Source organism: Thermogemmatispora tikiterensis, assembly GCF_003268475.1.
Classification (GTDB): Bacteria; Chloroflexota; Ktedonobacteria; order Ktedonobacterales; family Ktedonobacteraceae; genus Thermogemmatispora; species Thermogemmatispora tikiterensis.
The window spans coordinates 4,979,846-5,002,967 of sequence record NZ_MCIF01000002.1 but is presented as its reverse complement, the minus strand read 5'-3'; the positions used below and the strand labels follow the sequence as shown (position 1 = coordinate 5,002,967).

14 protein-coding genes, 1 CRISPR repeat array and 1 riboswitch (1 of these 16 only partly in view) are annotated in these 23,122 nt (G+C 62.2%); of the genes, 7 read left to right on the top strand and 7 right to left on the bottom strand.

The window, feature by feature from the left end; all coding sequences use genetic code 11:
* Positions 1 to 175: a CRISPR direct-repeat array (repeat unit 37 nt; unit sequence GTGGCAGGGGGGTCGATCCGCTTGAGGATACTGAAAG) (it extends 733 nt beyond the left edge of the window).
* Positions 176 to 473: 298 nt separating this feature from the next.
* A riboswitch (TPP riboswitch) is annotated at positions 474 to 608 on the top strand.
* A 237-nt stretch (positions 609 to 845) separates the two neighbouring features.
* Positions 846 to 2,396, top strand: a complete 1,551-nt coding sequence (locus A4R35_RS20005; protein ID WP_112432522.1) for a purine-cytosine permease family protein — start codon at positions 846 to 848, stop codon at positions 2,394 to 2,396.
* A 113-nt stretch (positions 2,397 to 2,509) separates the two neighbouring features.
* Here the strand turns inward: A4R35_RS20005 and A4R35_RS20000 are convergent, their stop codons facing one another.
* Genes A4R35_RS20000 through A4R35_RS19990 form a run of 3 tightly spaced genes read right to left on the bottom strand, consistent with a single transcriptional unit; the run spans position 2,510 to position 10,017 of the window.
* On the bottom strand, positions 2,510 to 5,365 hold the full coding sequence (locus A4R35_RS20000) for a pPIWI_RE module domain-containing protein (protein ID WP_112432520.1): 2,856 nt from the start codon (positions 5,363 to 5,365) through the stop codon (positions 2,510 to 2,512).
* Entirely contained in the window at positions 5,365 to 8,814 is a 3,450-nt protein-coding gene (locus A4R35_RS19995) for a pPIWI_RE_Z domain-containing protein (RefSeq protein WP_112432518.1), read from the bottom strand. Before A4R35_RS19995 ends, A4R35_RS20000 begins: the two co-directional genes overlap by 1 nt.
* A gap of 15 nt (positions 8,815 to 8,829) precedes the next feature.
* Positions 8,830 to 10,017, bottom strand: coding sequence for a restriction endonuclease-related protein (locus A4R35_RS19990; protein ID WP_112432516.1), 1,188 nt, complete (start codon positions 10,015 to 10,017; stop codon positions 8,830 to 8,832).
* Between the two features lie 621 nt (positions 10,018 to 10,638).
* Between A4R35_RS19990 and A4R35_RS19985 the strand changes: the two genes are divergently transcribed.
* Positions 10,639 to 11,340 carry a 7-carboxy-7-deazaguanine synthase QueE gene (locus tag A4R35_RS19985; RefSeq protein WP_112432514.1) on the top strand — a complete coding sequence of 234 codons (702 nt, stop codon included), beginning with the start codon at positions 10,639 to 10,641 and terminating at the stop codon, positions 11,338 to 11,340.
* A 243-nt stretch (positions 11,341 to 11,583) separates the two neighbouring features.
* On the opposite strand, the gene A4R35_RS19980 is transcribed toward A4R35_RS19985, so the two are convergent.
* On the bottom strand, positions 11,584 to 12,048 hold the full coding sequence (locus A4R35_RS19980) for a hypothetical protein (protein ID WP_112432512.1): 465 nt from the start codon (positions 12,046 to 12,048) through the stop codon (positions 11,584 to 11,586).
* Positions 12,049 to 12,663: 615 nt separating this feature from the next.
* On the opposite strand from A4R35_RS19980, the gene A4R35_RS19975 reads away from it, so the two are divergent.
* The 5 genes from A4R35_RS19975 to A4R35_RS19950 all read left to right on the top strand — a co-directional run bounded on the left by A4R35_RS19975 (position 12,664) and on the right by A4R35_RS19950 (position 19,041).
* Entirely contained in the window at positions 12,664 to 14,580 is a 1,917-nt protein-coding gene (locus tag A4R35_RS19975; protein WP_112432510.1) for a cellulose binding domain-containing protein, read from the top strand.
* 478 nt (positions 14,581 to 15,058) lie between these two features.
* Positions 15,059 to 15,250 carry a hypothetical protein gene (locus A4R35_RS23955; protein WP_146747277.1) on the top strand — a complete coding sequence of 64 codons (192 nt, stop codon included), beginning with the start codon at positions 15,059 to 15,061 and terminating at the stop codon, positions 15,248 to 15,250.
* A 156-nt stretch (positions 15,251 to 15,406) separates the two neighbouring features.
* Positions 15,407 to 16,279, top strand: a complete 873-nt coding sequence (locus tag A4R35_RS19965) for a nuclease-related domain-containing protein (protein ID WP_112432507.1) — start codon at positions 15,407 to 15,409, stop codon at positions 16,277 to 16,279.
* Between the two features lie 590 nt (positions 16,280 to 16,869).
* Entirely contained in the window at positions 16,870 to 17,421 is a 552-nt protein-coding gene (locus A4R35_RS19955) for an RNA polymerase sigma factor (protein ID WP_112432503.1), read from the top strand.
* A 159-nt stretch (positions 17,422 to 17,580) separates the two neighbouring features.
* The gene (locus A4R35_RS19950; protein ID WP_112432501.1) at positions 17,581 to 19,041 is read left to right on the top strand and encodes a HEAT repeat domain-containing protein; all 1,461 of its coding nucleotides are present in this window, start codon (positions 17,581 to 17,583) and stop codon (positions 19,039 to 19,041) included.
* Positions 19,042 to 19,224: 183 nt separating this feature from the next.
* Here the strand turns inward: A4R35_RS19950 and A4R35_RS19945 are convergent, their stop codons facing one another.
* From A4R35_RS19945 to A4R35_RS19935, 3 genes are all read right to left on the bottom strand, one after another.
* Positions 19,225 to 19,515: a hypothetical protein gene (locus A4R35_RS19945; protein WP_146747276.1), complete on the bottom strand. Its 291-nt coding sequence runs from the start codon at positions 19,513 to 19,515 to the stop codon at positions 19,225 to 19,227.
* Between the two features lie 215 nt (positions 19,516 to 19,730).
* Complete coding sequence (locus A4R35_RS19940; RefSeq protein ID WP_112432497.1) at positions 19,731 to 20,378, bottom strand: hypothetical protein; 648 nt, start codon at positions 20,376 to 20,378, stop codon at positions 19,731 to 19,733.
* A 77-nt stretch (positions 20,379 to 20,455) separates the two neighbouring features.
* Complete coding sequence (locus A4R35_RS19935; RefSeq protein WP_189362089.1) at positions 20,456 to 23,098, bottom strand: tetratricopeptide repeat protein; 2,643 nt, start codon at positions 23,096 to 23,098, stop codon at positions 20,456 to 20,458.
* Between the last annotated feature and the right edge of the window lie 24 nt (positions 23,099 to 23,122).

Sequence of the window (23,122 nt, the reverse complement as noted above, 5' to 3'; positions counted from 1 at the left end):
GGGGTCGATCCGCTTGAGGATACTGAAAGTCACCACTAGATGAGCCTGGCTGACCTGGCTGACCGTGGCAGGGGGGTCGATCCGCTTGAGGATACTGAAAGTTGTCTTTTGGCGCTGGGCTGCTCTGGAGAGTTGAAGGTGGCAGGGGGGTCGATCCGCTTGAGGATACTGAAAGACAGGCAGTATAGCATCTCCAGGCACTACGCCAGGTTGCCAGGAGCGCTGAGCAGCAGGTCAGCCCCTCATCAGTGGCCATACTCGCTGCTCTGACGCCCAGCCGAGGCCGGAGGCACTGCGAGTATGGCCACAATGGTCCATTCCCCGCAGTACTTCCCTTCTCTCACGCCCGGCAAAGCGCTATGTGGGGCACTCTCTGATGAAGTGGAGGCGAGAATCGCGCCACTATTCCTTGACGTGGTTGCAGCAATCTGCTATACAGGTATCTAGCAACACCGTTGCAGGTAGAGAAGAAAACAGGCAGTCACGGGAGCTCGGGAGAGCCGGGCTGAGAGGGTGACCAGCCGCTGCACTCCGGCAGATGGCACCGTCACCGACCGCCAGAACCTGATCTGGGTAATGCCAGCGCAGGGAGCGTGCTTCTTGCCGCCAGGCAGCATCGAAGCAGCAGAGCCATCCCCGGGGTGCTGGCGCTCTCTTGGCCAGCACCCCGTTGTCGTGAGACGAGCCGCGACCGCTCCCTGCGTAGGTCTCGGTCCCAGGGCCTTGACCACTGACCAGGGCAGCTGGAGGCGCCTCAAGTCCACTCACCCAAGCCGGCCCGGCCCTTGCCTTCCGGCCTCCCGTGCCAGCCCACGTCAGCCACATCCAGAGAAGGAGCGAACAGCATGGAACAGCCGGACAGCAGCATTCTGCAGGTAAGAGGCGTAGAAGCCGATGATTTTCTCAAAGTCGAGCGCCACGGCATGGAGCCGATCCCCGAAGCCGACCGCCACGGCAGCGCCCGCGAGCTGACGCTTGTCTGGGCCGGAGCAATGGCCAATTATCTATCGCTCCTCACCGGCGCCCTGGCCATCGGTGCCCCGCTCGTCCTGGGCCTGAGCCAGGGACAGCTTGGCCTGCTCGATAGCGCCATCGCCATCATCATCGGCTCTGCCCTGGCCGCCGTCCTGCACGGCCTGACCAGTGCCACCGGCGCCCGCACCGGCACCCCGCAAATGGTCTTTGCCCGCGCCGTCTTCGGGCACCGTGGTGCCTACGTGGGCGCCTTCCTCACCTGGCTGATGGCCGTCGGCTGGTTCGCCGTCGACTGCGTCATCGGCGGCTGGGCCCTCGTGCAGCTCGCCAGCCTGATCGGCATCCCCAGAACGCCGCAGACCGCCCTCATCGCCATCGGCCTCGTCCTCATCGCCTCCGTGATCGTCGCCGTCTACGGGCACCAGACCGTCCACGTCTTCGAAAAGTACGGGGCCATCGTCTTCATGGCCTTCTGCCTCTTACTCTTCATTGTCCTCTTCCCGCGCATCAACTGGAGCCTGCCGACCACAGTTCACGGGCCGGCGCGCCTGGCGGCCATCGTCACCGGCGGCGGCTTCATCTACGCCCTCATCGCCTCCTGGATACCCTTTGCCTCCGACTACTCGCGCTACCTGCCCTCGCGCACGCGTCCCGGGCCTATCGCCTGGTGGGCCGGCCTGGGCATCGGTCTGCCCACGGCCCTCCTGGGCATCCTGGGCGTCGCCCTGGCCACCATCAACCCGGCCAATCCCGATCTCTTAAGCGTCATCACCGGGGCTGCGCCGCGCTGGCTGCTGGTCCCCTTTCTGCTCTTCGTGGTCCTGGGCGAAATCTGGGCCAACTACTTCGACGTCTACACCGCCGGCCTGGTCGCCCTGGCGATGGACATCCCCCTGCGGCGCTGGTGGTCGGCTCTCCTCTGCGGCATCGTCGGAGCGCTGGGTGTCTTCTGGATCGGCCTCTTCTCTCATTTCAGCTTCAGCGAGGCCCAGACCTACAGCGAGCTGGTCAATCGCTTCCTCAATGTCTACATCGACTTCCTGCTGCTGACCTACCTGTGGGTGCCGGCCTGGGCCGCTGTGCTCCTGATCGATTTCTTCTTGCTGCGCCGCGGGCGCTACGCTGCCGAAGAGCTGACGCGCGGGCGAGCCGGGCGCTACTGGTATCGCGGCGGTGTGGCCTGGCGAGCCGTTCTCTCCTGGCTGGTGGGCTTCGCCGCTACCATCCCCTTCATCGGCTCGGCCACCCTGCCCTGGCTAAGCCAGCCCTGGCAGGGGCCATTCGCCCACCTGCTAGGCGGCATGGACCTGAGTGGCATCATTGGGGCCGTTGTCAGCGGCCTGCTCTACCTCCTGCTGAACCTGCCCCATCTGCGCCAGCAGCCCGCCGCTGGCACCGCCGAGACGGCAGCAGTCAGCTAAGTAAGCTCACGACCAGCCAGAGGCGGTGGCCCCGTCCGCACTGCTCCGACCCGACCGGAACGGATCGGGCCGAACGAACCGGACTGGGCCACCGTCTTCTTCAGGAGGGCTATTTACTCCTCGCCTTCGTCTTCGCCTTCCTCGCCGCTTCTCTCTGCGGCCTCAGCCTCGGAGGTTAGCCACGTGCGTAGCTCAGCTGGGCGGAGCGGCAACGTATACTCTTCGAGCTGGCGCGCCAGGTGGAGTGGCAGGGGCAAGATCATTGGCGATCCAAACTGAACGGCCATCTGGGCGCGCAGCTCGTGGGCGACGACTGCACACATTAGTACGTCATCAGGGCGCTGCTCATGGCCCTGGCGGGCTATGGTCAATTCCACGATGCGCGGATTCCAGGCCATTCCCCCAGGAGCGTCGAAAGGCTGATGCGCACTCCGTTCCGTAGCCAATTTCTCAAACGGGCGCAGTGAGAGCTTCGAGCTATATTTGCTCTGGTGCGCCGTGGGCGGCTTTTCCTGCACACTATAGAAGACAGTGGGATTCGTCGCGTCGCGGAACAGCCCCTGCGAGAGCAGGTACGGATCTTTGCCCAGAGCCTGCCGCTTTGCGTTAAAGGCATACCACTCGGGCACTTCGGGCGAGGCACTGCGTACGCGGACAATGCGCAACTGCGGAAAGCGCTCTAGCTCTGGCGGCAGACTGGCTGTGATGCGCTCGTTCCCCAACCAGGGCCAGGACTGACGCAGGTTACAGGCATCGCAGAAGAGGATGGTCTCCCCGCGCGTCGGCAGGAGCGTATGCAGCGTCTTGAACAGGAACTGACGCACGGCCTCGCGATCGCGCTGGCTGGCCTGCTCCAGGCAGGCGAGCTGCAGGGCAGCCTCGCGATAGGGCAGCCAGTCCTCAAAGCCAGGCGCGCGTACCAGCACAAGCCGGCTATCGGAGCGCAGGTAGACCACGACAGGCAGATACTGGGGCAGATGGGTTTCGCTGCCGCGCCGATTGCGGTGAATGACCCAGGCGGCCAGGTAGTGCAGCGGCTCAGGAATCTGGAAAGGCAGCTTGTGGACCCTGGCCTTGGGGAGCAGCCGCGGCGGCACACCGAGAACGCCACACTGCCGCAGAAGATCACGGACGGCAGATCTGGCCCGCTCCTGCAGCGTCTCCTTAGAGGTTTCTTCTTCCCTGTCAGAGGTCGGCGACGTCAAAAACTGCGTCAGGTAGCCCTTGCGGGCGAAGCCCAAACGTAGGGCGGCCTTGGGATCTCCATCGTGACGGAAGAAGTAGGCATCAGGCAGCTCGATGATGACCCCATAGGGACCAGCCGCCTCTGGTAAGGTCTGCGCTATAGCCTCAGCTCGCTCTTGAATCTTCAGACGCCAGTGCTCGGCAGCCTGCCCCCGCGAACGCTCCTTGATTCCCAGCGCCCTCCCGATCTCGCCCAGCGGCTCATAGCGCACCGTGAGCGTCAGCTCTGGTGTTGTCCAGACCGTTCCCTCAGCTGTCTCCAGAGGATAGCCCAGCACCTCATACAAAGCCAGCCGCACAGCCTGCAGCACCTCCGCGGTCTGGTAGCGCACAAGAATGGTCATGGCCTGCCCGTCCCCAAGTGCTTCCGCCACAGCCTGCCGACGCTCAGCGCAGACCTTCATCTGGGCCATCGGCTCCCGATCTTGCTTCTCTTGAGGGAAGAAAGGATTGGACGGGTGCGTAATGAAGCGCCGCGCCCCATAGCGCTCTAGCGGCGAGCGCAGTACGAAATCCGGGGCCAGCAGCTCAGCGATCTGCTCCACCATGAAACAACGATCGCTGAGAGAGAAGCCCGCTCCCTCCCCATGATCCGGCCTCATGCCGGTCCGAAAGACAAGCGCAGCCTGCGGGCTTCTACCCGTCAGAGCCCGCTCTAACCATTCGGTCGGCTGCTGGATGAGCTGCTGCGGATCAGGCAGCAGCTCGGCCCAGTGCAGATCGTTGAGCAGGGCAACCAGCGAATCGGCCCACCTATATTCGGCAATCCAACCGTTGCCATTCTCGGGCGTCTCCCCAGCCTTGCGATTGCGCCTGACAATCGGCGCTACCTGAAAGCACTGCCGCTGCTGGTCGGCGGCGAGCCAGGGCAGGCTATCCAGCAGATAGGCGCTGATGGTCTCAGCCGGCGTGTATTTCAGCGGCTGCGAGACCCAACGTCGAACGCCCAGGTTGATATGTAGCTGGGGATAGCTTTGAAAGGGCACCGTCTGGAGGGTCACCGTGATCACGATGGACCAATACCAGGTCTGGGACCCCCTGCTCTCCTGCTGCGGCGGCCAGGAAATCAGCTCGCAGCCATGTCGGCCCGGCGCCAGGGGCGCCCGCTTGAAACGAAAGCGTCGCGTGTGGTCACCTGCCAGCTCTAAGGCCGAGAGTCTGGTAGCCACCAGATCGGGCATGAGCACAAAGCCATTTTGAATGCAGCGCTGGTCAACCTGGCGGTACGGTCGAGCCGTCCCATTCGGGGCCTGCGACCAGTAGCAAAGGTCGATCTCTTCCCGCTTCCAGCCGAGAGGCAAGGTCTGCACCTTCTGGAGCAGATCCATGAGAGCGGGCGATGGGAAGAGAGGACGAAAGACGGTGCGCAGCCAGGCACTGAGCAGCGCCTGCAGCAGAACGCCCTCTATTGGCGGCTCCGCAGGCCGCTCCTGGTCGACAAAACCATAGAGCCAGGGCTGCACACCACTATCGGTGATACGGCTGGTAATCGAGATCAAGTCAGGAATCAGCAGGCGCGCTGCCTGATTCAGGACCACATGGGGAGGAGTGCTTTCCTCCGGCGCACGCCCGACGATCTGACTCTGGACCTCACGCAGGCGGCGCTTGAGGTCCTCGGGGAACTCCAACACCCAGAAAGGATGAGAAGCCAGCCGCTCTCTGACGGCGGCGTTGTCGCTCGCCAGGCAAAAGGCTATCGGCTGCAATACTGTGTCATTGGCCATCAATAGTGCTCCCTCTCTTCAATGCCCTTCAAGCCATAATAAAGGGGTCCATAGAGAATCTGAGCCAGATGCCTCTCACGAGGAGGAATAGCCTGTGTGTCATCTGGCTCAAAGTAAGGACGGAGTACCTCTTGCATGCCCTTGATGAGGCTGGTATGTTCGTAGTCGCTCTCGCCCGTGGCCGCCTGGCGCGGGGCAAAGCGCGCATCGCAGAAAAAGATGCGGGCCGGACAGCCGCCACGCACCAGGCGCCCGATGACCTGCCAGAGCGAGACCAGCAGCGTCCAGGTCAGAGCCTGACGCTCCTCCTTCGGCAGGGAACTGTAGCGCAGGCGCAGATGCAAGAGGTGCTGCCAGCGCGCAAAGGCTCGCTGACGGAAGCGCTTGCCGAGTGTCTCTAGATCCGCTGGCTCGGAACCGCAGAGCCGGCGCAGCCAGTTGGTATCGGCACAGCGCTCGATCGCCCAGCGGTTCATGCTATGCAACAGGTAGTGAATGTCATCGGGCCGCGGGTGCGGGCGCACGAGGAAGCAGACGGCCCCGAGCGCAGCTTTCCCCTCGTCGTTCAGGATGTTGTGGCCCCGCTCAATCGCCTGGAGAGGCGCAATGAGCAACCAGGCGTCGCGTTTGCTCAACTCGCTCACCAGGCCACGGGGCAGCCGATCATCGCTTTGCCACGACCATTGACTTTCGAAGATGGCATCGTCGGGGACAAGGTAGACAGCTTCACCCGGGGCTATCAATCCCTGGTTGAGCAGGTAGTGATAGGCATGCCGGGCCTCCGCGTAGCTGCCCACGACCAGGAGAATGCGCTGCCGTCCTTCGGGCAGCTCAGCCCGCAGCCGATCCAGCGAGCTCGGCAGCCGCTCCTTAGCAAGATGCTCGTGTCGCGCCAGATCTCGGAGCACGATCTCTAGATGCCTGAGACGCTCCTCTCCCTGAAAGCCCGAGACCGCAGCCGCCTCCATTGATTCCTCCAGGCGCGCGAAGCGATAGACAAAGTCACTCTTTTCGATGGCCAGGCGTTCCTCCTCCGGTGGTAGCAGGATCGCCTGGACCGGTAGCTGCAGATGATAGATCGGCGAGGTGCCCGCCCAGCTTGTCCCCGAGAGCAGCAGGCTGTGAGGACCCGCCAGCCCATCAGCAGCCAGAAAGTCATGCAGGTGCAGCAAGAGCCAGCGCCCGACGCCCATGCAGCGGAAAAAGCGCAGCTCCCCCGGCTCTGAGGCGCGCTCGGATGAGCGTACATATTGAAATCCAAGGATGTTGCCCATTGGGGCATCTGGTAACAGGGGAGCGTAATCGGGCGGTGGGCTGTAGAAGAGCGTCGCGCTGCTGCCTTCGAGGCCAAAGAGAGCCTCCATCTCCCTCCAATCGTGGATCAGGGCATCCAGGCTATCGGCCAGGACCTCCAGCAAGAGGGCAAACTGCAGACGCACAGTCCAGATCTCTAGACCCTGCTCGTCTAGACAGACGAACGGCTGCCGCTGGAGCCAGCGCCGCAGCTGCTCGCGCACTCGTTCATCGTCTGGCAGACTGATGACCTGGCGCGTTAGAGCCGCGAGCTCATGCTCGCCGCGCTCCCCTAGCGGATCGTCGAGGAAGCGGGCCAGCGGCGGCCAGAACTCCTTATAGCGTCTCTCCTGCTCAGCCTGATCCAGAGCTCTTGAGATACCACAGACAGCAACAGTCAGTTTTTCGAGAAGCGTGAGGCTGCTAAAGTAGCTGCCCTGTCTGGTGATCCATTCCATGAGTGCCCGCTCGCGCAGGAGCAGGCCATAGATGCTCACCGCCGCCTCGTTGGCTCGATGGAGGCGCCTGACCCAGGCTTGCACGCTCTCATCGCGCACCTGTCCCAGCCCCTCGCGGTAGAGCGCCGCCGGCACCTTGTTGAGCAAGGTTCCGAGCCAGGAATCGCCCCCCTTACTTACCAGGGTCAACGCCGGGCTGAACAGCTCATCAAGCTGCACCTGGACGCGATCAGCCTCATCGACGACCACCAGGTCGCAGAGGCGATAGACCAGCTCCAGGAAACGCAGATGGGGAGGACAGAGCTGCGGGTCAACGCTGGTGTAGATCAGGCTCTGGGGAGTGGCGACCCAGATGGCCGCCTCAACCAGTTCGCGCTGCCCAAGATGGGAGGGGCAGGCGCCATAGAAAGGGCAGGCATAGCTGCGACCTCGCTGGCCCTCTCCCAGCTGGACCAGCTCATCCTCTTCTGCGCCGGCATGGGCCCGGTCCTCTTCGCCTTCTCCGTCTGGCTCCGGCTCTTCCTCCTCCGCCGTTCGCAGCGTCAGACAGGGCGGGGCATCGGTGTCCAGTGGCGGCGACGCCTCGCTACATAGCCCATTGAGCAGGCAGGCGCTGCTGGTGTAATCAAAGCCCATATGCTCCTGTTCTATGGGGTGCTCGCTATAGACAGATGAGAGCATTTGATGCAGCTGCCTCCGGTGCTTGACACGGTTTGTCGCCCCCAGCACGGGCGACGCGCTCAGGCCCAGGCTGCGAAAGTACTGGACCCGCTCCAGCAGGCTCGTTACATCTCCGACAACCAGGGTGATGCGCTTGCCTCGCCGCGCCGCCCAAACCGCGAGCACGTCCATCAAGGTGGTCTTGCCAGTCCCTACCATACCTACCATGTGGAGGGCTCCCTCCAGTCGCAGGACATCCGCCGCTTGAAATTCGCTGTTCTCATCGGGGGCCAGATAGAGCTGAATACGCTCTAGCGCGCGGCGCCACTGCCGCGGCGCGAGCTGATGCAGTGCTTCCTGCTCATCGAGCCACTCCGCAGTCTCCAGGAGCTCGGCCCAGGGAATCGCAAGCGCTTCGTGCTGGCGCCGCTCGGGAAGTCGATGGCCCGGCGGCCAGGAAGAAGGCAGCGCTAGATCCGGCGGGATGATGACCGTTGTACGTCGACGTCCGCTTCTGCAGAGGTAGCGCCCAGCCGGGGCCAGGCGCAGCTTGCGCTCGCGATGGGGCAGCGGCTGGCGGCAGAGCTGCTGATAGAGCGCCAGCCGCTCGGGATAGAGGCTGACCGGACGCCGGCTATAGCGCCCGGTCTGGAGATCCACATCGTACAGGCGCAGCAGCTCGCTGACCCTGGTATAGTCCGCTAAGGCCCGCTCCCAGTGCCGGGCATTTTTATAGGCCAGCAATAGATGGCGAGCTACACCGATCATCTGTACATGCTCTTGATGAGAAGAGTGGAGTTCAGGCAAGGCGAATGAGTAGCCAGTCAGAAGCACCCATAGGGCCCGGGCAGAGGCCGCCGGCGCTACCTCGCTCAACAGGGTCAGGCCCAGCTCCACCTCGGCCAGGCGACGGGCATCGACCATCAACGGGGCTGCTGCTCCGTCTTCTTCGGCAGCTTGCGCGAGCTGGCTCAGCTTCGACAGCGCTTCCCGCAGCTTCTTCTCTACCATCTTCCATTGTTTCGAAAGATCGCGCATTGTCATCTTCCCTCGTCAACACATCTCCAAAACTTCTCTGAGAAAGTCATCCTCAAAAGCCACCTTGATGCCGCTTGCGGCCAGCGAAGGACCGCGGAGGGTATCGTAGGCCGCCGTAAAGGCGCGTACATAGTCTGGCTGGAGGCTCCGACGCTCCTGGGGGAAGACGTAGTAGAATTGGTCACCCGCTTCAGCCGGCCAGCCATTCTGCTTGACATGTCGCGCCAGCAGATAAGGGTTGCTCCAATCCTTGACATCGACGGCCAGAGTCGCCCGCGCTACCACGACGCGCAGATCGTAGCGATCGTAATCGGGCCACAGCTCCACCTTGATCCCTTGCTCGCGTAAGCGGCGCTCTAGTCGCAACTCTGCACGGCCAGGCCACATCACAAACCACAGCAACCCGCGCTTGAGGCAGCGCACCTGCTCTAGAGGGTCAAGCCGGCGCAGCGACAGGCCCCCCGACTCGGTAACGGTCTGGAGGGGAAGCGAGCGTTGACCACAGCGATCAATCACACAAACCAGGCTCCTCCCGCGCTGATCTGGCTGCAGCAAGGCCCCACAGTTGGGGCAGCAATAAAAGTGATTGTGATACATGGCTTCATAGGGAGCTTCTACGTACGCCTCGCGGAGCAGCTCCCGGAGCGGCTCCATGACCGGCGAGGCAGCTCCCCATTCGAGCAGCTCCTTCCCGGTAACCACCGGATGCTCAATCAACCAGCGCCGGAAGCAGACATAGGCCTCCGGGCTCTGATAGAGACGGCAACGGGCCAGGATACGCCCGATGAAATCCCGCTCCATCAGATCCGCTTCGACGTCGTCGGTCGAGCAGGCCAGCTCAAGACAGAGCTGCGATGGCCAGCGCCCATGCAATAGTACCTCCTGGTCCATCAGCTTCCAGCCGGGAGCCGCCCGATCCAGATCGAGCGACCACTCGGAGAGCGGCCTGCGACACCAGGCCAGCAGATCGACCACGCTCTTGATGAGCGGCAGGCCCCGCCGATAACGCAGCACGTTGAGCAAGTCTAGTCCCCTTTGCAGCGGCTTGGGGTAGCTGCCGTCTACGACAACCAGCCCGCCGGGACCAGCGCTACATTGCTCCTGATAGCGCACAATTCCGGTGGCAATCAGATGCAGGATGAGCAGCTCATGGGGCAAAGCTTCTGAGATACCGGCTTCCCCCGCTTGTCCTGCCTCTTCCATAGTCATTAGCTCCTTTCCTCTTCTACGGGTCCCGTCGCCATAGCGACTGAGTCGCACTCTGCGTAGAGTGTCCGCCCTGGCTACCCTTCCCCATCTCTCTCCTCACCACAAAAGGGGAAGCGCTTACCAGAAAGTCCTCTCCGATCAGATGCTGCCAGGCCCGTCTTGCCAACCGCTTGGCTTGCTCTGCCTATCGGTCCATTTGACCTCAAGGCCCATCCTATCGGGGTTGCAGTATTTTTTACTGCAAAAATATTTAGTATCTCAGGATGCGTTCTAAGAATAGCATATGCGACTCACAGAGTAAAGACTCTTTTTCATCCATTTATATCTTGTGCAACAAACAACGGCACTGGCTCCTGCGCCCTCCCCTACGGCCTCCGCGCAAGAGCCAGTAGTAGAGCAGCCGGACCGATTGACAGACCAGAGAAAATCTAGCCAGGAGGGCAAACCAGACTCGCTGCACTGGTTTCAGCCGACGACCTTCTCCTGCTCTGCCCTGCTCTGCCGTCGCGGCGGGCACGTCGCCGGCCAGACAGCAAGAGTGGCAGAACAGCCCCGTAGCACGGCCTACAAGACCGGGAAACATCAGCGAGGGAGGAAACGGACAGGCTTCTGACGATGTTAGTCATGGAGATCTATCGCTCGATCCAGGGTGAGGGCAGCCTGATGGGGGTACCGACAACCTTCGTGCGCTTCTTCGCCTGCAACTTGCGCTGCTCGTGGTGCGATACCAAGTATTCATGGAGCGTGCGCGAGGGCGGCAGCTGGGAAACGCTCTCGCCCGCAACGGTGGCGGAGCGCGTGGCCGCCCTGGGCGCCCGCCACGTGGTACTGACCGGCGGTGAGCCAACGCTACAGAAGGAGCTGCCGCAGCTAGCGACCCTGCTGAAAGCCCAAGGCTACCATCTGACGGTCGAGACGAACGCCACGATCTTTCCAGCGCTGGCCGTGCCGTTGATCGACCTGTGGAGCCTCTCGCCCAAGCTGCCCAGCGCCGGGAGCGGCGCAAACTATCTGCGCCATCCAGTCATTGAGCAGTTTTTACACAGCCTGGAGCCTGAGCACCAACAGTGGAAGTTCGTCGTGCGCGACGCCCACGACGAGCAGGCCCTGCGCTCCTTGCTGGAAGCTCATCCGCTCTTCAAAGAGCGTCGCTTGCCAATTATCGTGCAGCCGGAGGGCGATGCCGCCCTGTCAGACTATCCCGCGGCCCTGGCCTGGCTGGCTGAGCGTGTGCGTGATCCCTTCTGGGATCAGTACAACGTGCGCGTGCTGCCGCAGCTGCACGTCTTGATCTGGGGACGCCGCCGCCTGGTCTAATCTCCGCCGGCAGACCGCTCAGTTCTGGTTCCTGCACAGACATGCACAGGAGCGAGCCGCGCACCACACACGGCTATCTCCTCTGCCGCGGTTGGCCCTGACCGGCTGGGAGCGAGCAGGGAAGCATCCTTCCTGGCTCCCGGCGGGCAGGGCCAGCTCTGCACATTGGTGCTCCTTACGGAACGGACCCCGCCCACCCTTGTCCTGGCCACCAGCCAGCGCGCCAGTGAGTGAAGAGCAGACCTAGCTCAACGGCTGCGGCGTGAGAGGCACAACAATCACTTCAACGCTGACACACTCGGGCAGAGGTGTAATCGGACCCTCCCCGGAGAGGCAGATGAGCGGCTGGTAGGTGCCAGCCTTAGCGTAGCTGTGAGCAGCAACCAGCTCTACCGGCGGAACTGGACAGGCAGCCGCGCATACAGGATACTTGGAGAGGCTACCATCCCCCCAGTCCACAATTACGATGGGAGAGGGGATCGCTGGATAGCAGGAGACCGTAATGACAATGTGGGCGGGCTGTCCTACCGCGACTTGCTGCTTCGATGGCGCCGCCGCCAGACAACCAGAGGCGACGGGAACGGTTGCCTCGGGGGCTCCCGAGGCGGCGTGCACTGGAGCCGCACCAAGTAGCACGGTAAGCGCCAGGGAGAGCAACAGACAACAGACTGCTGAGAGCGAGAGCAGCAGGGCTGAAATCCTTTTCATTGACCAGTGCTCCTTTCAACCTCAATCTGAGTTGGCGTCGCGATCGTCTCGTCAGTGGCGGAGAGAGAAGAGAAGATCGCAGAAGACACGGAGACGCCGCTGGTGAGCTGCTTTCTCTAAACAGGCTTCCCTGCTCAGCTATAAGTGTACCTGATCTACGCGAAAAGTCAACTACAGTCCAGTTGCTCGGAATCAACGGCGCCCCCTCGGCGGGACAGGCCCGGCCCTCTTCACCTGCTCCGCCAGTCTCTGCTCTAGAGAAGAGCGTTGCCTAGACCCTGTCTGTAAACTGCCCTTCTTCTGCCTAGCCGTCCCCTTGACAGGATGAAGCTGGGGAGGCTATATCTCTATTGATCGTCTTTCATCTTAAATAGAAATTCACTGTGATGATCAATCCCAGCATTCTGAAAATTTTCAAGCTCTCTCAACCTTTTGAAAATTTTCAGAATGGAAAATGATCAGAAAATTTTCAAGCAGGAAACCAAGGACAGCCAGGTAATGCCCGTTTCCTTTGCAGGGGAAGACGTGACATTCCCTGGTACCTGGTGTAGCTGAAGTGGCGATCGCCACTTCAGCTACACCAGCAGCCCTTCGGCACTTCAAGGAGGAAACGCCATGTCGTTCAAGCAGCCGGCAGGGAGAGCCGGTATGATCCTCATCAGCGCACTGCTGCTCGCGGCCCTCGCGGCGAGCGTGATCCTCTCCTTTTCACCGCACACGGCCTACGCCGCCTCAACGATTAGCGTGAACGGGGCGACCCGCTATCAGACGATCGACGGCTTCGGCTTCTCTGGCGCCTTCGGTCCCGCTCAAGAGCTGGAGCAGTCTTCCAGCAGCATGCAGCGTCAAATTCTAGACCTGCTCTTCAGCACCACCAGCGGAGCCGGCTTCTCAATTCTGCGCAACTTGCTGCCCTCGGATCAGGCCCATACCATCGAGCCGAATAGTCCCGGCAGCCCGAATGCTACCCCCACCTACGTCTGGGATCACGATAGCTGGGGCCAGGTCTGGCTTTCCAAGCAGGCCCAGAGCTATGGCGTCACCCAGTTCTATGGCGACGCCTGGAGCGCACCCGGCTTCATGAAGACCAATGGCAATGAAGCCAACGGCGGCGCCCTCTGCGGCTCCCCGGGCGCCAGCTGCAGCAGCGGCGACTGGCGTCAGGCTTATGCCAATTACCTGCTGCAGTACTACCGCGACTATCTCAGCGATGGCATTCGGCTGACGCAGATTGGCGCCTTCAACGAGCCGAATCTCTCGACCTACTATTCGAGCATGGTCATGAATCCCACCCAGACCGCCGATTTTGTGGCCATCCTGGGGCCAACGCTGCGAGCGGCGGGAGTGACCGCCCAGGTGGTCTGCTGCGACGGCGAGGGGTGGGACAGCGCCCAGAGCTATGCTAACGGCATTCTGGCCAATCCAACGGCCAATAGCTACCTTGACCTCTTCTCCAGCCACGGCTATACCGCGCCTCCCACGACACCGATCACGGGACTGGGCAGCCGCCATGTCTGGCAAAGCGAATGGGCCAAGTTCGATGCGGCAGACTACAGCTGGGACGACGGCGGCGACGGCTCCGGCTTCTACTGGGCACAGCAGATCTATACAGGCTTGACGGCTGCTAACCTGAACGCCTTCTTCTACTGGTGGGGCGTAAACTTCAACGCCAGCGATAACGGCTATCTGATCAATGTCGTCAATGGGACGGTGACGCCGGCCAAGCGCCTCTGGAGCTTCGCCAACTATAGCCGCTTTGTGCGCCCCAGCGCGACCCGCATCGGCGCCACCAGCAGCGATAGCACGCTAGAGGTGACAGCTTTCCTCAATAGCAATGGGACCCTGGCCATTGTGGTCCTCAATACCTCCTACAGCCCTGTGCCGGTGACGCTTTCGCTGCAGGGCCTCGCGCTGCCCACCAACGCGAGCGCCGTGCCCTATGTAACTGATGCCAGCCATAATACAGAGGCCCAGGCACCTCTGACCGTCCAGAACAATAGCTTCAGCGCGACAATTGCCGCCCGCCAACTGGTGACCTATGTGATCAGCGGCACCGGCGGAGGAACCGGCTCGCCTACACCTTCGCCCTCGCCTTCACCTACGGCAGGCGCCTCTCCCACTCCTTCGCCTACCGCAGTGCCGACGCCGACCGCTGTTCCTGCTCCTACACCTTCGCCGACACCTGCTCCAACCCCGGTGACAGGTGCAAGCTGCACGGTGCATTATGTAGTGAACTCGCAGTGGCCCGGGGGCTTCAGCGCCCTGATCCAGCTGACCAACACGGGCACCACGCCAATTAACGGCTGGCAGCTTCAGTTCACCTTCCCCAACGGGCAGACGATCACCCAGGGCTGGAACGGCTCCTTTAGCCAGAGCGGCAGCACGGTCACGGTGACCAATCTTTCCTACAACGCCAGTATCCCGGCAGGCACCACGCTGGGAGCCTCGCCCGGCTTCAATGGGACCTGGAACGGCAGCAATAACCCGCCTACAGGGTTCAGGTTGAACGGCGTCACCTGCACGACCACTTAGCGAGCGCTGCACTCAGGGGAGACTGGTCGGCAGAGCAGGCCGCAGCGGACCGGCCTGTCTCCCCCGACGCGCTGAGGCCAGACTCGCGCGCTTCTCTCCGTCTCCCAGACAGGGAGACAGGACGCGGGTCCGGCGGATGCATCCCTCCTCATCTGGCTCGCCCGGCGGCGCTGTCCTGCGCGCTGGTCGCCGTGATCGCTCTGGCGCCCGGTCCGTCCAGAGCCTGACGGCGGTGCGCAGGGCAGCGCTGGCCTGCTCTCTGGTATGGCTAGCTCCCTCCGCGGCGGCCCTGACAGATCCCCATTCCCAAGCCCCAGAGAGCGGCCCGCTCCCATTGCTCCGCTTCCAGGCTTTCTGCTATCATAGAAGCAGCCATGTTGGTCGACCTCCTGGCACCCGACAAGCTGCGTTTGTGATACCACTGATAGACCTTGCGGGCGGCAGGATGTCCCGCGCATGTCCCCGAAGGGAGACTCTCTTGAGGCAGGAATCCACCGGGCGCCTTGCCGCCGGCCTCTGCCTGATCATCGTTGCTATTGCTCTCCCGCTCGTGCTCTGGTTCGCCGCCGGCGGACGAGCCGTTGTTGTCGGCCTCACTGGTAGCCTGCTTGCATTGATCTTCGGCATCTTCCTGCTCGTAGGCATCTTCCCGCCACGCGCCAGGAGCTGAACTGCGCCAGCGAGAGCGCAGCCTGCTCACTCTGGCCTCCCGCGATCTGCCGCGGCGCCATCTCAGGTGAGAGGACCCTACCCGACTGGATCTTAGCAAGCGTCCTCTGTCTGAAGTGAGTGTCTTCCGGTCAGAACCCAAAGGAGGGAGAGGCACATGGCATCCACGCCTGTTCCGGTTCCCTACGAGGACCAGGAAGCGGTCATTTTGGGAGACAGCTTCGCCCGGGAGCTGGCCCGTTACGGCTGGCAGGTGCAGCAGGCACGTCCGCCCTATACTGATCCTCTGGTTCTCCGGCAGCGCTGGCTGCGCTGTCCCAATGGAAGTGAGTACAGCCATCGGCAGCTCTATACGTTCCTCCTGAACACTCCTTGTCGTCATGCCCTGCGTCGCCTGCTGGAACGGCTCCCCTGCCTCTATGGCGATCTCCTTGCTGCCGGCCCTGGCGAGCTGCCCGGCGGCCCTTTCTTAAAGTTGCTCATCGATCAAGAGCTGCTTTTGCAGCAGGAGATTCATCTCCTGGCGGGGCCCGACCTGCTACGCCTGCATGATCTGGGCCACACCTTCGAATGGCTGGTCGCCGAGTGGCTGCGCCTCTATGGCATCGCTTATTACAAGCGTCTGGTCCCAGTCCGCCATAGCGTGAGTCTGGCCGCGCCAGCTCTACCGGGCGATATAGATGTGCTGGCCTTTCTCGATGAGGGGCCTGTGCTGGTCGAGTGCAAAACGCGCACCAGGACCATCGAGGAGGCTCACTTTGCGCGCTTTGTCGAGCGAGCGCGCCTGCTCCGGCCCTTCGCGGCCATCTTCCTCATCGATAGTGAAAATCCGCTCCCCGAGGAGCGCGTCAGTCAGTGTGCGCGCGCCCTGCAGCAGACTGGGGCTGCCCCCCTGCACGGTTCAGGTGGCTTCTACTTCACCGCTGAGCGCATCTATCTGATGAATACCTCGCTAAGCTTCCAGCATCGCCTCACCGAGGCGCTGGCGGACGCTCGCCGTCGCTGGCGCGGGCAACCGCGAGCCGCCTAAAGGCTGCCCTGGCTCCTGCTTGTCTGCGAACCAGCAAGGGCGACTCTCTCTGAGAGCAGTTCGGGCCACACCTCTCCTGTCTTTTCTTTCCGCTCCTCACGTGTTCACTGCTTCCTGGTAGCACTGTCCTTCTGCCCCCTGCAGACGACCACCCATATGGGCTATGCTCGCCGCATCCTCTGCCAGTTCGGGCCAGACGGATCACAGGAGATAGTAGAGGCGCATCGGGCATCCTGGCTGATGCCTGAATCACGCCGCTCAGGGGTGGAAAGGGCCTGATATAGGGTTCTTAACTTTCCAAAGAAGGAGCGCATAATGAACAAAATTGTTGATAACGCTCCTGAACGAATCACTCAGCGGGTCCCGGATCGGCAGAGGATTGGCCTGTGGGCGCCGCTGACTGGCTCTGCTCGCCTGCTCTCCGCGCGAGAGTGCGGAGGAACCAGCGAGTCCGCCATGACAGGGATGCATGGTAACGAGCGGGGATGGGAGACCCTTCCTGCTGTGGTTGTAGGGGGCGTTCTGCAGTTTTCTTACTTTTCTCTATTCATTGAGGCTTGTCAAGTAGCAGATGAGGAGTTTGCCAAACGATGGAGCAGGATGATCTTTCGCCAGAGATTGAAGCAGAGCTAGTCAGCCTGCGCCCCGCCCTGGAACGCTTTTTCCAGCGGCACCTCCACGACTCCTCAGTAGTGGATGACTGCGTGGACGAGACCTATGCCCGCGCCTATCAGAGTTTACGTCAGCGAGCTTTGCCCCTTCATCACCCTCGCGCCTGGCTGTTTAAGATTGCGCGGCGCGTCTGGGCCCAGCACTGCGCAGAGGAGCAGAAGCACAGACGCACGGGTCAGATCCACTATTACTCGACAGCTGATGGCGAGCTGCGCTCAGAGATAGACGATCTGGCCGATGACGCCGATCAGCAGCCGGAGGTTCTGGTAGAGCGGCGTGATCAGGCTCGCCTGCTCACACTCGGCCTTCAGGCTCTGCCCCCTTATCAGCAAACGGCAGTGATGTTACATTTTTCGGGCCAGTCGGCGCGGCAGATCGCTGCCCAGACGGGCCGTCCGCGGCGGACGGTCAATGACGACATTCGCCGGGGGATCGACCGTTTACGCCGTCTGGTTGACAATATCGACTGAGGTTCCTATGGATCGCCTTGATGTTTGTCTGAGACCAGCAAAGCGCTCACAATCGCTCGCCTCGACGGGCTGCCGGCGCCAGGAGATGTCAGCCGCATCAGAGACGAGCGTGGGGAGAGATGAGCATCTTTGAGAAATAAGCAGGGGAGGATTCGCTTCATGTATCAGAACAGCGCTGAACCTTGCACGGGGCCGCTGCGCGCCAAGGAGCTGCTCCCTCAGCCGCACGACAGCTTGCGACGCTCGCTCCGCCCGGTACATCAGCCGGCGATCCGCCCGCTCCATCTGGTGCCCACTGGCGGAGATGGTCAGGCCCTGACTACTGACACTGAGGCTCATGCTGTCCACCCTCTCACAGACTCCGAGGCAGAGGCAGGAGAAGAGGACCCTCAACAGGACGCAGTTGCAGGGACAGCCCAAGGAGCAGCTGCCCTCTTGCGCTCGTTGCCCGAGGACGGCGAGGCACTCGTGAGCAAGCTGGCACAGGCCCTGGAGCAACGGACAGGTCTGCCACGTGGCCCGCTCTTGTTGGCTCTGGCGCACTCTTCCTGGCGTGTGCGCGCTGAGGCGGCGCGCTTGCTCGGTCTGAGCGGTGAGCCACTGATCGAGCTGTTGCTCACCATACTGGAGCGAGAAGCTCACGAGGGGGTACGCGAGGCCATCGTCTGGTCGCTCGGGCGCCTGATCCCCACCTTCCTGGCCGATGAGCAGCTATGCAGCGCCTGGTTGGCGCGCCTGCGGGCAACCCTGATCGCGCTGCTGCAGGCTGACGATTGCTGGCTGGTGCGTGAGGCCGCCGCCTGGGCCTTGGGTCGCTTAGGCCGGGCCGCCCCCCTGGAAGCACTGCGCCAGGCGCTCCTGAACGATGGCGACGAGGAGGTCTGCGCGGCTGCCGCCCAGGCTCTGGCCTTATCAGGCAAGCGCCTGGCTCGTGCCTATCTGCTGGAGGCACTGGAGAAGATCGAGATGCCTTTCTTACAGGAGACAATCCGAGAGGCTTTGTCGGAACTTAACGAGGCCCTGGCCCGCGCAGAGTTACAGGCAAAGGCAAGGCAGACACCGCGGACGGACTCACCGCTGCGTCAGATCCTGCTGGCCTTGCGTGACTTCCTGGAGGACCGCCGCGGCTCTCTGGAAGAGCCACGCCTCCTGCTCACAGAAAAAGGGCCGGTCCTGATCCTTTGGTGCAGCTATCAGGCGAAGGAGCGACGGCTGCAGGAGGTGCTCAATGCCCTGTCCCTGGACGAGCGAACAAGGACTTCGATCGCGCCGCTGGAGGCAGCCCAGTGCTCAGGCGATGGTACGCTGCGCCTCCTGGGTCAGCGCCTGGTCCAGCACTGCCGGAAGGAAGCTTCTTGCCAGGAGGTGCTGATGCTCTCGACAACGATCTGCCACCAGGCTCAGGTTAAGCCAGCACCGCCGGAGCAGGGCTGTACTTGCCTGCGCGTCATCATCATTGGGGTCAGCAAGTCACAGGTGGACGGCGACAAACCACCCGTGCTGCGCGAGCTGGCCCGGGCCTGGCAAGCGACCACGCAGGAGGCACCTCTCTGCGAGCAGGACCCGTGCGACCTGCATCTCTGGTATCAGCCCTGCCACGGTCAGGCTGGCCAGGGCTAACAGGTGACCAGTGCCCTCGACTGCGCCCTTTGGGCTACCTTCACGCCTGCACTCACTCCCTCCTTTGCGGCTGTCTCAGCTTCATCCCCAGGCGAGCGATCTGCTGCGCCAATCAGGGATGAGGTTGAGATGGCACCCGCTCGCTGGTTGCCCGCAGCCCTCGCTAGCCCTGCTAGGCCCGGGTCACGTGGATGCTGCGCATGAGCCAGATGGTGATAGGACCAGTAAGGGCAGCAGCCAGATCGCTGGGGCCACAGGCGCTCTCCATTGCCAGCTCAGCCAGCCCAGGACGATGATCAACAGCGCGACCAGGATGCCAACAGTGAGCATGCGCTTGAGCCGCCCACGCGCGTGTTGCAGGGCATCCCTCCATTTGTCCCAACGCGCCCAGAGGATGAAGGCCAGCGGCAGACCGATCACTACCATTACCAGAAGGAGCAGCAGAAGAGATGGTATTGCTTCAAGAGGAGACATTGTCTTGATCCAATCCTACATAAAGATCAGGTATATGACGTAGCGAGCAGGCAACAGTCACCGTCAAGAGCGCATTGTACAGGGCCTGGGGCAGGCTCAGCCATCGCCGTTTGCTCCTATTAGTACTATACGAAAACCAAAGGAGGAGAAGAGCCGGTCAGGTTGGTCATCGGCAAGGAAAAGACGCGAGATCGCCAAGTGGGCGACCTCTGGCATCAGTGCAGATGGCCAAGCAGCTCGCCGAGGAAGGTGACAATCGCCTCGAGTACCTCTGAGACCACTTCCTCGCCCGCGAGGCTGCGCCGCCGCGGGGCCGGGCCGCTCTCTTCTTGTCCCAGGAGCAGGATGTAGGGGCTAAGGGCCACCAGCAGTGGCAGCTCCGTCAGGCCCTCGGCGGCGGGAAAGAGCTGGAGCTGACAGTCCTTCAAGCGGGCACGACTAGGCTGCCAGGCCGGCATGTGAATACGTAGCAGGACCGGCCCCTGGGTCGAGAGCATCTGACAGGTACAGCTGGCCAGCGCGGTGCTGCGCCGCCAGACCCAGCAGTAGCAGCGCCCATCGGCGAGAAGCAGGCGCAACTCAGGGAAACGGCTCTCGCTATCAAGCCAGGCCAGTGGCTGAGCGTCTGCCGCCCTATCGCGGGCAGGGCCAGGATAGATCTTGACTGCAGGATCAAAGAGCTGCTGGCCCAGCAAGAGCCAGCTCTCGCTTCCGAAGGTCAGCAGGATCTGCGTCGGCCTCTGCTGATCTCGCTCAAAGGTGGCCAGTTCGACGCTCCCTTTGCGCAGGACCAGGTAGCTCCGTCTACGCTCGGGTTGTAGCCACAGCAGCGGCTGCCCACTGCTATCATCGGATGCTTGCATCTGGTTCCCTCCGTAGCTGGATGGTGTTTGCCTGCTCTCCTTTCGTGAGGAGCTGACACTCTTCAAGAGGGGGAGAGCTAGCGAATCAGTGCTAACAGACGCGAGAACATAGGCCCGAAGAGCGCACGCAGGTGCTTGTCCGCAGAGGCTGGCTGCTGCTGCAAGGTTCGCAGCTCTTCATAGCGCTCGCTCGCTTCGTCGAGGCGGCCTAGAAGAGCCAGCAGGAGAATCTGACAACAGCGAGGTACAGGATCGCCGGGCAGCGCCAGAGCAAGGCGCTCATAGACGGCGAGAGCTTCCTCTCCCCGGCCCAGGCCGCTCAAGAGGAGCGCCTGCAGATAGAGGGTCTGGCGATCGTCAGGGTGGCGCCGTAGTCGCCGCTGGCAGGCCGCTCGCTCCTTTTCGGCGCGCTGGCGGAGGATTGGCTGCTGCTCTGTCTCCAGCGGGAGCAGCGATGAGGGAGAGGAAGCAGCCCGCCAGTGGAGGCGCAGCGCCTGCAGCAGCGTTCCCAGGGCCTCGCTATAGCGGCCCAGATCTACCAGCACACAGCTCTTCTGCAGGACCAGCCTGGCATTCTCAGGCTGGAGCTGGCAGGCATAGTCATAGGCAGCCAGCGCCTCGCGATAGCGCAGGAGCTTGGCCAGGACGCCGGCCTTGTTGGAGGCCGCCCAACGATGGCCTGGATCAAGCCGCAAGGCCTCCTCATAGGCCTCCAGCGCCTCCTTATAGCGGCCCATCGATGCTAAAACCGCCCCTTTGCCATTGGCGGCAGTCGCATAGTCTGGTTTGAGCCGCAAGGCCTCCTCATAGGCCTCCAGCGCTTCCCTATAGCGCTTCAGTTGATGCAGGACATAGCCCTTGCTCACCCACATACGGGCATAGTCAGGGTCCAATCGCAGCGCCTCTTCATAGGCGGCCAGCGCTTCCTCATAACGTTGCAGCCGCTCGAGAGCGCGGCCATAGTAATAGGAGGAGTTGGCCAGGTCTGGCCAGCAGTGCCGGGCGTGCGCAGCAAGCTGCAAGCACTCCTCGGGACGCCCCAGCGTGAGTAACAACTCACACTTGAAGAAAGAAAAGCTGGCCTCCTTCTTAGGATCGAGACGTCGGGCCTCTGCGCACACAGTCAGGGCCTCTTCGCAGGCAGCCAGGGCCTCTTCATCGCGTGCCAGGCGCCATAGAGCCTCTACCCGTACATACCATAGCTCAGCATCCTCACGATCGCGTTGCAGCCCCTGGTCCACCGCCTGCAGAGTCTCCTCTGCGCGTTGCAATCTCAGGAGGACCTGAGCTTTCTCGAGCCAGGGAGCGCTTTCCGGGTCAAGCTCGCAGGCCCGTTCGTAGGCGGCCAGCGCCTCCTCACCACGGTCCAGTTGCTTCAGTACATGACCCTTCTCTGCCCAGGTCCAGGCATCTTCAGGATCCAGTCGCAGCGCCTCCTCAAGAGCCGCCAGCGCCTCCTCGTAGCGCTCTAATGCTGCCAGGGCTTGCGCGCGATTACGCCACAATGCGACATCCTCTTGGTCAAGCTGTAGCCCCTGCTCTACCGTCTGGAGCGCCTCCTCGGTACGCTCTAGCATCAGTAAGATACGGGCCTTCTGATGCCAGAAGTAGGCCGTGTCTGGCTGCAGCTGAAGAGCTTGCTCGCAGGCGGTCAGGGCCTCCTCATAACGCTCCCGTGCCTCGTATATCTCGCTCTTACTGCTCCAGGCCCAAGCCTGCTCGGGATCAAGGCGTAGTGCTTCCTCATAGGCCTGCAGCGCCTCCTCGTAGCGTTCCAGATTTTGTAAGGCCCAGCCGCGTGCCCGGTGCAAGCTGGGATCAGAGTCGTCAAGGAGCAAGCCCTGATCAGCCGCCTGCAGGGCTTCCTTAGCTCGCTGGAGACAGATCAGCGCTATAGCCTTGTTCCAAAAGAGCGCTGAGGCTGGTTTCAGCTGAATGGCCCGCTCGCAGGCCGTCAACGCTTCCTCATAGCGCTCCAAAGCTATCAGCGCCCTGCTTTTGCTTTCCCAGCAGAAGAGATCGGTCGGACAGAGATCCAGGGCCTTGTCACAGGCTGTCAGCGCCTCCTCATAGCGCTCCAAAGCTATCAGTGCCTCTCCACGGACCTCCCACAGCCAGAGATATTCATTATCGATGCGCAAGCCTTGATCGCAGGCCTCCAGGGCTTCGCTATATTGCTCGAATTGCAGCAAGCAGTCGCCCTTTGCCGACCAGGCAGTGGCATCAGTGGGATCAAGTCGCAGGGCCATCTCATAGGCCGCCAGGGCTTCAGCTGTTCGTCCGAGTTCCTGCAGCACGAACCCCTTCCCCAACCAGCTCTTCGCCTCCCGGGGATTCCTCTGCAATACTTCTTCATAAAGGGCTAAGGCCCGATCATAGGCGGCTACAGCCTCGTCACTTCTGCCTAGCCTGTCGAGTGTCACGCCAAGGTGATAGGAACACTTGGCCTGACGCTCCATACTCTCTGGCAACAGCCGGCTCAATCTCTCAAAGGCCTCCAGCGCCTCCTGATAGCGCTCCAGCTCGCGCAGTGCTCTCCCTTTCAGGAGCCAGAGATCCCAGGCCGCTTCTTCATCCACGCTGCCCAGCTTCAGAGCCTGCGCTACCACCTCCAGAGCTTCCTGGCAGTGGCCCCTCCTCATCCAACGTTCTCCCCGCTCCAGATCGCTCCGCCAGCTCGGCGATTCTTCATCCTGTCCCACTGTCTCGGCATTCTTCATTTGCCCGTTTCCTTTCTTCTCTAG